Here is a 14270-nt window from a genome sequence, read left to right on the forward strand (position 1 = left end):
TTTTATCTAATTAGGGATACAAAACCTTTATACTCTAAATCCTCTTTCTTTAATTCGCTATAAACAAGTAGTTGATAATAATAAGTACCATCACTTGCATTATTTCCATTTATTGTTCCATCCCAATGCTTCTTATTATCATTGCTCTCAAAAACTAAAACTCCCCATCGATTAAATATTTTTAAATGATAGTTAGAATACCCAATTGCGGTTATAGTTAATAAGTCATTTACTCCATCTTTATTAGGTGTAAATACATTAGGGATGAGTAATTTTTCAAATATTATCTCTTTGGTTATAGAGCAACAGCCAAATGTATTGTTGCAGCCAACAAGTGTTGCATAGTACGTTCCTGGGTCGGGGTACGTGTAATTAGGGTTTGCTCCAGGCACGGTAAACAGAGAATCGCCTGTCCCAAAATACCAAGCTAAGCCATTTAAATTAGATGATAAGTCAGTAAATGCCACCTCGTTATTTTCCAGAATAGAATAATCAAAATCAATTTTGGGAACAATAGCTGAATTTAAAGTTAGTGTTTGGGTTAGGAGAATTGGGGTACACCCAATACCGGTAAATTTAACGTTGGCTGTAACATTAATATCTTGAGTTAAATTGCAATAAAGCACACTATCAATGTTTGTATTGGATAACGAATCGGAATTGAGCCAAGATTTCATAGCTGCGGGTGTGCCTTTTGGAGCAAATCGCTGTCCATCGTTAGCGGCACTCCAAACCGTGGGGTAATTTCTTCCTGGTACTACAAACGCCTTGGTTCCTAAACTATTCTGTATTCCTTGTATAGCATACCCACTGTTCCAACTTGTACATGCGGATTTATTCCAAATAAACATATCTATGATGTTTGTCCCTTCGTGTAAAACAACCTGCTGTTTTGCATCAGGTGTAGAAGTACATCCAGAGCCAAACATTGGAATTGAATTCCAAGTAGCAATAAATTTACGACAAGGAGAAGTGCCTATAACCGTATAAGTAATTGTGCCTCCCAAAGAAGGGTCCATATCATGATATGGACCCAAAATTGAGTTTAACGCATCTGACATAGAAGAACTAGTAGATGGCACAGATTGAGAAATTGACCAGCTATGATAATTTCCTGTTTCTGCTAAATTAAACGAAATTGTTCCATTAGATGTAATAAGGCACTGAGTATAGGTATTGCCAAAAAAGCTAAAACAAAACCCTATATTCACTACAGGTCCATACGTATCATCTATTCCAATTAAAACAGGTGTACCGCCTACTGGATAAGGCGAAAAGGGTATTTGGGATACGGCATAGGTGTCAGTTTCATTGACCTCAATTAATGGATTAATGGCTAATTTAAAACAACCACTAGAGTTGCACTCAAAGGTAGTTTTTACAATTTCGCATAAATCAGCATTCTGAGCAGTTACATAATTATTAATCAACGTAATTAGTGCCAACCCAATTGTATAAATTTTTCTCATTATTTAGGTTTTATCTATTAGTACATAAGATGCAATTATTGCAAAACTAGTTGCACGTTATATCTACTTTTCACTTCTAACAAAATTGTCTTGTTTCTTGTCATTTCATCTATAACAGATTGATTATAATACCTAATTGTTAAAAGTTCTACATTGGAATTATAAAGCACCTTGTAGTTTAAAGACAATTGTGCTATTAGCGCACTAATTTTATTTTTTTCATCGTCCACACATACCGAAAAACTAAGTGCTGAATTTTGCATCATATTAATATGCACTTTAAAATCGGCAAAGGAATTAAAGATATCTCGTAAATTATCTTCTACTATAAAAGAAAAATCTTTAGGATAAATAGAGATAAGTAACTGATTCCGTTTAAAGATAAAACAAGGAGCCGGAAGCGAAGAAGGTTCGTTATTAATAAGAGTACCCTCATTAGCTGGATTCAAAAATGATTTTACATACAATGGAATATTTCTATTCTGAAGTGGTTTTATTGTTTTGGGATGTATCACAGATGCGCCATAATAGGCTAACTCTACTGCATCTTGATAGGAAATATGTTTTAACAATATGGCATTCTCATGAAATTTAGGGTCGGCATTTAATACCCCAGGTACATCTTTCCATATGATAACACATTCGGCATTTAAACAATAAGCAAGTATTGATGCAGTATAGTCTGAACCTTCTCGGCCTAGTGTAGTAGTGTAATTTTCAGCATTAACACCAATAAAACCCTGTGTAACAACCAAATTAGATGAAGATTTATTAAGGTAATCCAACACCAACTGTTCTGTTTCTGCCCAATTTACTTTTGCTTCTCTGTACGATTCATCTGTTTTTAAAACATCACGTACATCTAACCATTTATTGTAAAGATTAACTTCATTTAAATAATAACTTATAATCTTACTCGATATGATTTCGCCAATACTTACTATTTGATCATAAGTGCAATCATAACTTTGAGTAGGTTCTTCTTCAACAGCCCATTCCAACTCAACAAACGTATTATGAATATCTTGATAAATAGGATGATTTCTATTTTCGAAAAGTTTTTCAATAATCGAAAAATGATTGTTTCTTATCTCTGAAAATATTTCGATTGCACTATTTTTTTTATCGAAAACAGAATCTACTAGTCTTTCAAGCGCATTTGTTGTTTTGCCCATAGCAGAAACAACTACAAGTATTTTTTGATCGGGATAAGATGTTAAAATATGAGCAACATTCTTTATTGCATCTGCATCTTTTACGGAAGCGCCTCCAAATTTAAATACTTTCACTTCAACTTAATTTGAGCTTAAATATACTAATCAAATACCAACCTGCAATTTAGCCATTCATCCATAAATTTGGCTTGGTACTTCTTATAAAAATTGATTGCAGGTTGATTCCAATCAAGTACTTGCCACTCCAAACGCTTAGCACCGATTGCCCTACATTCTTCTAACAAAGCATCAAAAAGCATACTCCCTACCCCATTCTTTCTAAACTTTTCAGTTACCACTATATCATCTAAAAAAACGCATTTGCCTTTCCATGTTGAATAGCGCATGAAGTACAAAGCAATGCCTATAATTTTTCGAACTCCATATTCTTCGACTTCCGCCACGTAAAAATAAAATAATGGATTACTTCCAAATCCATCCCGTTCCATACTTTCAATAGTTACAATTACTTCATTAGGCTCTTTCTCGTACAAAGCCAACTCTTTAATCAACTCTAAAACATGTGGAATATCTTGTTTTACGCCTTTTCTTACATGTATATTCATACAAATTTAATCTGTATGTCAAAGTTAATTCAATTATGTAAAATATTCGAGTTTAATAACTAAGTTGGCAACTAATTTTTCGCAGACAATGTGCGTAATTTTAATTTTTACAACGAATTTTAGAATTGCTAAACATAAATTTTGACAACAGAGAAATTATAAAACAACTACCGAGGTGCACTAAAAAATTATATTGAACTTGAAGCGCAATTCTACGAACACAGCTTAGCTATTTACGTTTTTCAATTTAGACGAACTGTAGTAATTATATATTTTATATAACCATTCGTATTCGAAAGCAATAACTTTATTTTCTTCGGTATTTAGCTTTGATTCTATCTTATTTAAAAATTTAGTTGAATATGATTTTTTTTTACTAGCTAGCATAGTATATAGCGAGTGGTGCAATTCATAGTCACCATATTTTTTTATGTAACTTTTAACACTCTCCATCTCTATTATTTTTAAAGCTTTGTTGAACTCTTGGCGAATTAAATGAAGTTTTGAAATGTCGTGCAAAATCATGCTCTTCTGAAAATTGTCATCAACAGAATGTAGTTTTGACACCCATTCTTTCAATCTAAAAAGAATAGAATCGGTATTAGAAATAATTCTAATAGGAAACGCATAGTTTACAATTCTAGCTTGTGCAAGAAAGTAAATATTAATATTTATTTCTGATTTATCTTGAGAGGTAAATGCGGATAGTTCTTTTATAAAGTTCCATGCCTGAAGATATTTTTTCAAATGAATTTTAGCTGAAACTATGTTGGTAAAATCCGAAATCTTTAATCCTACAACACCTTTTATTGCTATAATTTCCTTAAAGCGTTTTTCAAATATTGATTCTAATTCTTCAAAATCAAATCTAGCCCAAGCATATCTTGTAAATACATGAGTTAAAATTTCAAGTTTTTCTATTTTAAAATCCGGATGAAATGTCAAGATTGGGGTTTCTGGATTATCTGATGTTAGTTTTTTTAGACTAAATATGTGCTTTGCTACCTTTTGAATATTCATTGAAGTAAACGAATTCACTTTATATACAGCGCATATGTAATGATAAAAAATTTTGAAACGAATATATTCAGCGTTTTTATTCGTAATGTGTTTTATACTTTGCAAATAATTCTCAAAACTTTCGCTCCCTAATCTAGCTTCAAAATCCTTTATTTTTTCTTTGTAAACAATTAACATATTTAAATCAAACAATAGTTCAGAAACTTTTTGTTTTCTTTTGATAATTGATAATTCTGTAATTTGACCCAATTCAATATTTTTATTAATTATTGTGTCAAGTATATGATTTACTTTTTCAAATTGATTGTATTGCCAGGCTTTAGTTTCTAAGGCTATCAAGTATTTTCTGGTTTCTTCCCATGTGCTATTAAATTTGTTTGTTCGTGCTATTGTATACAAATACTCTTCTTCCTCAGTAAGCAAACCGTTTTTTACACTTTCATTTTTGCTCACGTGCGATTGTGACTGCGATAATATAGCTAACAACTTCTTTCGCAACTTGTAATACCTGTTTTGTAATACTTCTATAGGCGTTTTTCCTAATTCGTGGCGGTACAACTCTTCAATTATTTTCTCATCTAAAAAATTATCTGTTTTAATTTTTTCAATAAAATCAATAGCTTTTAACACAATTGGAGAATTGCAATAATTGTCTTTTAATGTGTTTATCTCAGCAGGTGTAAAGCACTTCACTAACGAAACCAATTTTCTATTCATGAAAAAAATATGAATTAATATGAATTAATATAACTAATTAATAAACAAACAATTAAAAACTTACAAACCAAATAAAATCAAATTTAAATATTATCAATAATACATAAAATTATCTATACTGTATCTTTTAGCAAACAACATTATAGTATGTCAATAAAAAAATTAGTGGAGAATAGCATTTTTAGTATAGTGCCATTTTTATTAATTTCTTTTTGTGCGAAAACGGAAAATATTTTGAGAGGCAATGGGATGAATTTTATTGAAAACAAAGGGCAAGTTGTTGATATGAACCATAATTTACGACCCGATGTTTTATTTGTGGGTGATGCGAATGGGAACAAAGCATATTTGCGCAAAACAGGCATAAGTTATGTTTTATTAGAAAATGTAAAAAGAGAAGAGCCTCACAATGATAAAAATTTAGAACAACCAAACGTTCCTCCCAATTTAGAAAAGGAGACAAGAAAAGGATATAGAATTGATGTAGATTTTATTGGCGGAAACACACATCCTTCGATTATTAAAACGGATGAAGTAGAAGGGTTTAATTCATATTATTATGAACACTGTCCTCAAGGAATCACGAATGTAAAGGGATATAATAAAGTAACATACCAAAATGTATATAATAATGTTGATGTGCTTTTTTATGGAACGAAAGAATCAGGATTGAAGTATGATATTGTTGTTAAGCCAGGTGGAAATACCAATGACATTCAACTTAAATATGTTGGTGCAGACAATGTAAAAATTGAAAACGGAAAAATCTTGTTAGAAACTTCCATTGGAACTATTACCGAATGGATGCCTAAAGTATATCAAAAAATTAACAACGAAATTATTGATATTCCTGCTAGCTACGCTTTGGCTGCAGTAGAAGCAAACACCTTCATTTTAACATATAAAATTGGTGAGTACGATAAAAACTCCCCTCTTATCATTGATCCATCAAGCGCTTGGATTACCTACCAAGGGGGCGGTGATGAGGAGTACTGTGCAGCCATAACAGTTGACAATCAATCAAACTCCATTGTAACAGGAAGTTCCATTTCTAATGATTTCCCAGTTTCTGCAATGCCCTTTATTACAACCAATTCGGGGGTGACAGATGTTGTAGTAAGCAAGTTCTCAAATTCAGGGGCTAGAATATGGAGTATTTACTACGGCAGCAATGATAAAGATTTCGGAATTGACATTACCCATGATAGTCAAGGAAACTGCGCAATACTTGGCCAAACATTTAGTAGAACACTTCCTACAAGTGCAAATCCGTTTCAATCTACCACTACAGCAGGTGGAACTTTTTTGAGCTGCTATTTTTTATTAAAGCTTGATCAAAATGGCTACCGTGTGTTTTGTACTTATTACTCAGCAAATAATGTAAACTTTGGACTTGGAATGCAAATTTGCAGAGAAGGTAATGTTGTAATAGATAGTGCCAATGATATATACATTAGCGGTATAACAAAAGACAGTGTTTCTACCAATTCGGGACCACTAGTAGGCAAGAACAATGGATTTTTTGATGTATTTATTGCTAAATTTTCGCCATCCGGAAATTTTACTTGGGCGCAAATGTATGCTGGCAGCCACAATGATTGGGTTGATGGAATGGCTGTTGATCAATTGGACAATATTATTATTGCCGGTTATACTAAATCTGCAGACTATCCAACGGTAAATCCATTTCAAACTGTAGGAACAGGATTTATTACTAAAGTTGATAAAAATGGCTTATTGCTTTGGTCAACTTACATAAATGGATGCTATGGCATCGTTTTTACTCAAGGTAGCAGCTTCTCTCCTTCGGATAGATCGCCTGTTGTTATAACATCTACAAACGATATTGTGGTGGTATTTACAGCATTGAGCGGGTTCCCATCTACTCTAAATTCTGCGCCTGGAGGAAAAGATTTTGGGATTATTAAACTAAGTGCAAGTGGCACACAAATATGGGGAACTTATTATGGCACAAGTGGGGAAGAATGGTTTCCTGCCGCTACCATAGATTCTAACGACAATATATACGTATTTGGAGAGTACGAAGATTTTTCTACTTCTATAACAGACAATTCGTGTGGATATCAAAATACCTTTGGTGGAATCGAAGATCACTTCATATCAAAATTTGATCAAGCAGGAAATTTACTTTGCAGCACCTATCTAGGAGGACCTAATGAAGAAGATTGGGACACCTATTCCTATGGTGATATTTATGCCAAAGGGGCTTTTTTATATTTTACTGACAATGGTCCAAGCGGATATCCTGTTACCAATGGTGCTTTTCAAACAGCATTTGCAGGTGGGAGTATTGATGGTGGTGATTTAATAATTGGTAGAATTTGCTCACTTAATTGTGGAGATGATAATTATTCGGATGTTACTATTGACACAACCCTAACCAATACTACATGCGGTGTGCAAGTAGGATTTCTGCCTACTCATTATTGCGATCCGTCTTTAACTTCATTTACTTGGCAGTTTCAAGGAGCAACACCTTCAAGTTCTACGTTGTTTAATCCCACGGTAACTTACAATGCAAGTGGAACTTACCTTGTAAAATTAATTATAAGCTCTCCTTGCGGAACAGACAGTATTAGCAGCCTCCATAGCTTTGTGGTAGCCAATAGCAATCCTACCATTTCTGGTAACAATCCTATTTGTGCCAATACCACTTCTAGTTTAACAATTACAGGTGTAGTAAGTGCAAATTGGTTGCCAGCCGCGAGTATTAATAATCCTAGTGCATTAACGGTTGTTGCAACTCCTGCAAGCACAACTACCTATACCATAAATGGAGTATCTACTCAAGGGTGCAATTACAATACAGTTTACACCGTTAGTGTACTAACTTTGCCAATTATTTCTCAACATTCCAATTCATCTGTTACATGCAACGGACTAAGTGATGGTGCCGCTGACATAACTGTTTCCAGTGGTACAACTCCTTATCAATACAGTTGGAGCGATGGTAGTACCAATATTGGTATCATCAATAAACCGGCTGCCACCTATACAATTTTAGTAGTAGACTCTGCAGGTTGCACAGCTACTACTACTATTACTATTACAGAGCCTATGCCTCTTACACTAGCAGTAACAGGCAATACAGTTATATGCAGTGGTCAAACAACCAGTATATCAGCCACTGCAAATGGCGGAAATGGGTCTTACAGCTATACTTGGGTTCCGTTTAATAGCAACCAGCAAAATGTTTCTGTGAGTCTTTCTAGCACTACCGCTTATTCGGTTACAGTGGTTGATTCTACGAATTGTTCCGCTACATTTTCTCAAAACTTGGCTTTCCATGCATTACCACAACTACTTTATAGCTTAAGTGATACGGCTGGATGTAGTCCACTTTGCATAAATTTTACAAATCAATCGTTGAATGTAAAAAATATTAAATGGCAATATAGCGATGGGGCTGCGGATACTTCCTTAACTGCAAAACACTGCTTTGCAAATGCCGGGAAATATGGATTTGACCTCATGATTACCGATAACAATGGTTGCACCAATATAATTCATGAGCAAAATAAACTTACTATATTTCCTTCTCCAATTGCGGCTTTTACTGCATCTCCTACAAAAGCAACAATTATCAATGCACAAATTACAGTAACTAATGAATCTCAAAATGCTACTACATACCTTTGGAATTGGGCAGATGGCGAAACAAGCAGCGATTTTAATCCAAATCACTTCTATTCTGATACGGGAAAATATTGTATAAACCTTGTAACAACCAACACCTTTGGATGCAAAGACACAGCAGAACAATGCATTGAAATAACTACCGATTTTTCTTTCTACGCACCCAATGCGTTTACACCAAATAATGACGGAGTAAATGAAACGTTTAACGGGTATGGCATAGGAATAAAAGAATACCAGCTATGGATACTCGATCGTTGGGGCGAAATGATTTATACAACAGGCAAAACAACTTCAGCAGAAAATGCTATTCCTTGGAACGGATCGGTAGAAAATGGCACTACAAAAGCACAACAAGACGTATACATTTGGAAGGTTCTTTTGAAGGATGCTTTTGATCAATCACATTCCTTTATTGGTCATGTGAGCTTAATAAGATAATGGATTAGCTTCTATAAAATTAATTAAAAATGAATTAATATGAATTAATTAATATAGCTGACATTTAAATAGTTACAAAATATATACAAATTAAAAAGAATTTAAATTATCGAACAAAACAAACGAAAAAATTAGTTATGGGTAAATTAAGGTAAGATTCAACCTATTTCGATTACAATAACTATAAGCGCAGAAGTATGAAAACTAACAACATGTCAAGCATAGAAAAAAACAATACAAGCCATGAAAGTATTTATCTAGTTCAACACAAAGAAAAGTTTGCAATATACACTTCCCTCAAAAAAAAATAAAGACTTAGATGTAATAAAAGATTATCATCAAGCAAATTATTCGTTTGCAAACAACCATTGTCTAAAGCCTATTCTTCATGGTAATTCACTTATTGGTTGGCAAATTAAAACAAAATAATTAAACTGAAAATTAATCAAAATAAAAAAACACACTATGAAACCAAGCAAAAAATTATCACTTAAAGAAATTGAAGTAAAAAGCTTCATAACCAATTTAGAAACAAAAGAAAGTACAACTATCAATGGTGCAAAAGGAGAAATTGCACTTGCAAGTGCAGTAGTAAGTGCTACAACAGCCGCCCCTACAGGTCAAACAACAGTTGCTGTTGGCATAACTTGTGCAATAAAAACATATTTAGACGAAAATGAGACATTCACTATTGGCGATAATGCGTCAAAAAATGTATGTGGCGACTCCAACAATATTTATTGCAATGGAATTCAAACAAAAGATATAGCAGGGTGCTTGGCATTAAGCATGCTAGGAGGCCAATTAGCATGTGTAAGTGCTAATGTATGTTACTAATTTCATGTTTCAGACAATGTTTATATAACATTGTCTGAAACACAACGTAAATTACTAGACAAGAATTTTACTACTCTCTCAAATCAACTACTTCAACTCCAGGATAAGCCTTTTTATCAAACGTAAAAACGGCATCTGCAATTTCTTCATTGGTTTTGAAGTTTTTAATTGTATAGATATAAGTGCTTCCATCCTTCATCAACATCTTAGCAATTAAAATTTGTTTCTTCACTTTATCTATATACAATTTTGCAGTATGAAATTTCTTTTTATCAGGATTAAGCGGATATAGATTTATTATTTGAGTTGTTTTCCCATTTTTAACTTCTTCCTTTTCAAACTTAGATTTAAAACCAGTCTCGAATATGGTAAACATGGCAGATGGTGTAAATGCATCCGGAGATTTTTCATCAATAGTATTTATCTGAACTTCTTTAGCATCTTTTAAATATGTCCAAATGGTTTTACCATCACTAATAATCTCTTGACCTTTTAAATCCAGCTTATACTTAACTCCCTTTAATTGCATAAAGCCCGATTGGCTTTCCTTTACTTTCTTATCTTTCCCTTCAATCGTTAAATTAAAATCTGCCTTAATGGTAGTATATGTTTTGGTCTTAGCGCTTAGTTCGTCTAAAATAGCTTTCGCTTTTTTATCTACTGCTTCATTATTTTGAGCAACAATGCTTGTAAACGCACTTATTAAAACAACAATAAAAATTCTATTTATCATATAATTTGGTCTTTGTTACTAGTACCCTTCAAAAACTGTTCCAAAGTTAATACATCTTTTATTAAAACTTCGCGAGCCTTTGAACCTTCGAATGGGCCTATGATTCCGGCTGCCTCCAACTGATCTACAATTCTACCAGCCCTGTTATACCCCAATTTCAACCTGCGTTGAAGCAAAGATGCCGATCCTTGTTGGTGTTGAACGATTATATGTGCGGCTTCATCAAATAAAGAATCTCTCTCCGATGGATCAATGTCTTCCTTACCCCCAGTTTCGTCTTCCCCTACATATTCAGGCAATTTAAATGCTTCAGGATAACTACGTTGCGAACCAATAAAATCTGTTATTTTTTCCACCTCTGTCGTATCCACAAAAGCACACTGAATACGAGTTAAATCATTTCCTGTAGAAAGTAGCATATCTCCCCTACCAATCAACTGATCTGCTCCTCCCGCATCTAAAATAGTTCTGGAGTCAATCTTGGAAGTAACTCTAAATGCTATACGAGCAGGAAAATTAGCCTTAATTGTTCCGGTAATGATATTTACAGACGGACGCTGCGTAGCAATAATTAAATGGATTCCAATAGCTCTTGCCAATTGAGCTAAACGAGCAATGGGTGTTTCCACTTCTTTCCCTGCTGTCATTATTAAATCAGCAAACTCATCAACTACCAAAATAATATATGGTAAGTAACGATGTCCTTTATTGGGATTTAACTTACGCGAAATAAATTTTGCATTGTACTCCTTAAGATTTCGCACCTGAGCATCTTTCAATAAATCATATCGCTGATCCATCTCAATACACAAGGAATTCAACGTATTGATTACTTTTTTTGTATCGGTAATAATTGCCTCTTCGGAATCGGGTAGTTTTGCTAAAAAGTGTCGTTCAATTTTATTAAACAAGGTAAGTTCCACTTTTTTAGGATCTACCAACACAAATTTTATTTGCGATGGATGTTTTTTATACAACAACGAAACTAAAATAGCATTCAACCCAACAGATTTACCTTGACCTGTAGCACCCGCCATAAGCAAATGCGGCATTTTGGCTAAATCGGCTATAAATGTTTCGTTTGAAATTGTTTTACCCAATGCAATAGGCAAATCCATGCCTGTATTCTGAAATTTTTCGGAAGAAATAATATTCTTCATCGGAACAGTTTCCGGATTCAAATTCGGAACCTCTATTCCAATGGTTCCTTTTCCGGGTATTGGCGCAATAATCCGAATTCCCAATGCCGAAAGACTAAGTGCGATGTCGTCTTCTAAATTTTTTATTTTAGAAATACGCACTCCGGCTGCAGGAATAATTTCGTACAATGTAACGGTTGGACCTATAGTAGCTTTAATTTTTTCTATTTGAATTCCATAATTTCCAAGCGTTTCAACAATTCTATTTTTGTTGGAAGTAAGTTCTTCGGTATTTACGGTAACTTCTTTTCCTTGCGAATGATCCTCCAATAAATCGATAGTGGGGAATTGATAACTTGACAAATCTAACGTAGGGTCGTAATCTCCAAATGGCTGTTCCTCAGAAGCTGTTGTTGAGTCTGACGATTGCTCTTCGGCTATTTTCTCAACTGTAAATTCCACACCATTTTCTATAGTTTCAATAATCGGCTCCGCAGTATTCACGGCATCTAAATCAATCGTATTGGAGCTTTCTTCACTTACATCAGGCGTTTTTTTTTGACTCTCGTCCTCAACTGAAAAATCAACTACAGAAGGAACATCTTCTTTTAATATATTTTTCTGCGTTTCTTTTATTTCAAAAACTGGCTCTTGTACAACTGCACTAGTCGGTTGGCTAGGAATATCAGCTTTAACATCCTCTACCTGTTTAGGCCACAGCGGAATATTAAAGGTTAGTACTAAATAACCTAACAACGAAAAAAACAAGAGAATACCAGTTCCAAAATTTCCAATAAGTAAGTTAAGCCAGTTGCTTACCACATATCCAAAACCACCGCCTAAATAAAAATAACTATCGCCTAAAAAATACCCCAAAACAATAGATGACCACAGCAGAGCAAAAATACTATAACCTGTAACTTTAGCTAAATTAAATGGCTTGGCATTAAAAGCTAAATGGAGCGCATATAAAAACGAAAGAAACGATAGTATAAAAGACGAAACACCCATCCATCTGTGAATAAGAGAATGGGAAAGCAAAGCGCCTAATTTCCCCAACCAATTATCAACCTTAACATCCGACATTAACAGATTTCCCCAACCACGCCAAACTTTATCTTGATCGGTTTGCCATGTAAACAAGTAGGAAACAAAAGCAATAAAAAAATAAACAGAAAATAGTAATAACAACAATCCGGTTATTTTTCTAAATTTTTCGTTTTGCACAAACGAAAAATAGACATCAAGTTTCTCTTTTAGCGATATGTCCTTTTTCTTTTTAGGCTTTACCGTTTTATCTTTTGTTTGCTCCAAAAGCTTATCTGCCTCTGGCTTAGAAAGGTTAACATCATCAAAAGAATCGTCAATATCTTCTTTTTCTTTTAAGGTATTTCTAGGTAAATTTTTTTTACGTTCGCTCATAGCTTGATGTAACCTACTCAAAAGTATCAATAGTCTGCAAATACAGACCATTTAGCTGCAAAACTTATGCACCAATCACTGTGGAAAAGTCCATAAAAGACGAATCCCAAAGACTTTACTCTTTGGGATTCGTCTTTTATACTAAACTATGGAATTGATTAATCCATATCAAACTCGAATGAATTGCCATTTATTGTAAGTGATGCTTTACTATCACAACCTCCGCCACCAACGCTATAATCAATTGTTCGTGTAGACTTTCCGTCAGGTTTTAAATCCAACACTCCGGATGTAAACCATTTGCAATCTACCGGCTTTATCAAAGAAGAAATAATATTTGCTGTATATGCTACACCTTTTCTATTTACACCATCTGCATCCCCATCTATCTGAATAGTTGCTACAGAATCCGTTCCGGCTGCATAGTTAACAGTAGTTGTTCTATCACAATTCCAAGACATGTTCCAACTATTGTTAGAGCATTTTCCATTTTGCAACACTGTTCTAAATTTATTTAGGGCCGGTTTATACACTGTCATAGTTCCTTCAAACTTTATACCATTTACATAATAATCTACTAAGGTAATTGTAGCCAATGGATTAGTTGGATGTGGTACACCCCATCTTCTATTCAAAGAAATCACAATTCTACCTTTTCTTACTTTTTGGTCATTGCCAACACAGCCGGAAGCAGTATCATATAATATTGTCATCACTCGTGGCCATGCTAACAAAGTAGTATCTCCAATAGTAACAGTAGCACAACCTCCGGTTTCTGTTTTTTTTGCCCCTGGCTGCTTAACAGCATTATCATTTGCAGAAGGTACTATCTTAGCAAACTCAGCTTCACAAATCGCATTATCTACCGATGATTGTGTTTCGGTATCTAATTCAGGCTTTTTGCAACTAGCAATAGTCAATACAACACCTAATAGTGTTGTTAATGATGCAACAAATACTTTTTTCATTGTTATTTTGGGAATGATTTGAGGTTAATTTACCAAAAAAAAGAATAGAAGGCAAATATTAGTTGAGAGGATTAGCGTCTTATTGCA

The 14270-nt window shown here is 33.9% G+C and carries 9 protein-coding genes; 2 read left to right on the forward strand and 7 right to left on the reverse strand.

Annotation, left to right across the window (positions count from 1 at the left end):
- Positions 1–2 precede the first annotated feature (2 nt).
- The 4 genes from J0M08_06560 to J0M08_06575 form a co-directional block, all read right to left on the reverse strand.
- Positions 3–1469: a gliding motility-associated C-terminal domain-containing protein gene (locus tag J0M08_06560; GenBank protein ID MBN8702707.1), complete on the reverse strand. Its 1467-nt coding sequence runs from the start codon at positions 1467–1469 to the stop codon at positions 3–5.
- A gap of 35 nt (positions 1470–1504) precedes the next feature.
- Positions 1505–2758 carry an aspartate kinase gene (locus tag J0M08_06565; protein ID MBN8702708.1) on the reverse strand — a complete coding sequence of 418 codons (1254 nt, stop codon included), beginning with the start codon at positions 2756–2758 and terminating at the stop codon, positions 1505–1507.
- 26 nt (positions 2759–2784) lie between these two features.
- On the reverse strand, positions 2785–3249 hold the full coding sequence (locus J0M08_06570) for a GNAT family N-acetyltransferase (protein MBN8702709.1): 465 nt from the start codon (positions 3247–3249) through the stop codon (positions 2785–2787).
- A gap of 225 nt (positions 3250–3474) precedes the next feature.
- Positions 3475–4986 (reverse strand): hypothetical protein, encoded by a 1512-nt coding sequence (locus J0M08_06575; GenBank protein ID MBN8702710.1) that lies wholly within the window; start codon positions 4984–4986, stop codon positions 3475–3477.
- Positions 4987–5133: 147 nt separating this feature from the next.
- Here J0M08_06575 and J0M08_06580 point away from each other — a divergent pair, with 147 nt between their 5' ends.
- The gene (locus tag J0M08_06580; protein ID MBN8702711.1) at positions 5134–9084 is read left to right on the forward strand and encodes a gliding motility-associated C-terminal domain-containing protein; all 3951 of its coding nucleotides are present in this window, start codon (positions 5134–5136) and stop codon (positions 9082–9084) included.
- A gap of 465 nt (positions 9085–9549) precedes the next feature.
- Complete coding sequence (locus J0M08_06585) at positions 9550–9921, forward strand: pinensin family lanthipeptide (protein ID MBN8702712.1); 372 nt, start codon at positions 9550–9552, stop codon at positions 9919–9921.
- 70 nt (positions 9922–9991) lie between these two features.
- Here the strand turns inward: J0M08_06585 and J0M08_06590 are convergent, their stop codons facing one another.
- From J0M08_06590 to J0M08_06600, 3 genes are all read right to left on the reverse strand, one after another.
- Positions 9992–10654: an outer membrane lipoprotein carrier protein LolA gene (locus J0M08_06590; GenBank protein ID MBN8702713.1), complete on the reverse strand. Its 663-nt coding sequence runs from the start codon at positions 10652–10654 to the stop codon at positions 9992–9994.
- Positions 10651–13215, reverse strand: a complete 2565-nt coding sequence (locus J0M08_06595; GenBank protein ID MBN8702714.1) for a DNA translocase FtsK 4TM domain-containing protein — start codon at positions 13213–13215, stop codon at positions 10651–10653. Before J0M08_06595 ends, J0M08_06590 begins: the two co-directional genes overlap by 4 nt.
- A gap of 158 nt (positions 13216–13373) precedes the next feature.
- A complete protein-coding gene (locus J0M08_06600) occupies positions 13374–14183 on the reverse strand; it encodes a hypothetical protein (protein MBN8702715.1) in 810 nt (269 codons plus the stop codon).
- Positions 14184–14270: the final 87 nt, after the last annotated feature.

This window comes from Bacteroidota bacterium (genome assembly GCA_017303975.1).
Taxonomy (GTDB): domain Bacteria; phylum Bacteroidota; class Bacteroidia; order JAFLBG01; family JAFLBG01; genus JAFLBG01.

Bases quoted from the DNA above. Each gene is read 5' to 3' on its own strand.
- J0M08_06570 (MBN8702709.1), bottom strand. From the start codon at position 3,249: ATGAATATACATGTAAGAAAAGGCGTAAAACAAGATATTCCACATGTT.
- J0M08_06575 (MBN8702710.1), bottom strand. From the start codon at position 4,986: ATGAATAGAAAATTGGTTTCGTTAGTGAAGTGCTTTACACCTGCTGAG.
- J0M08_06580 (MBN8702711.1), top strand. From the start codon at position 5,134: ATGTCAATAAAAAAATTAGTGGAGAATAGCATTTTTAGTATAGTGCCA.
- J0M08_06585 (MBN8702712.1), top strand. From the start codon at position 9,550: ATGAAACCAAGCAAAAAATTATCACTTAAAGAAATTGAAGTAAAAAGC.
- J0M08_06590 (MBN8702713.1), bottom strand. From the start codon at position 10,654: ATGATAAATAGAATTTTTATTGTTGTTTTAATAAGTGCGTTTACAAGC.
- J0M08_06560 (MBN8702707.1), bottom strand. From the start codon at position 1,469: ATGAGAAAAATTTATACAATTGGGTTGGCACTAATTACGTTGATTAAT.
- J0M08_06595 (MBN8702714.1), bottom strand. From the start codon at position 13,215: ATGAGCGAACGTAAAAAAAATTTACCTAGAAATACCTTAAAAGAAAAA.
- J0M08_06600 (MBN8702715.1), bottom strand. From the start codon at position 14,183: ATGAAAAAAGTATTTGTTGCATCATTAACAACACTATTAGGTGTTGTA.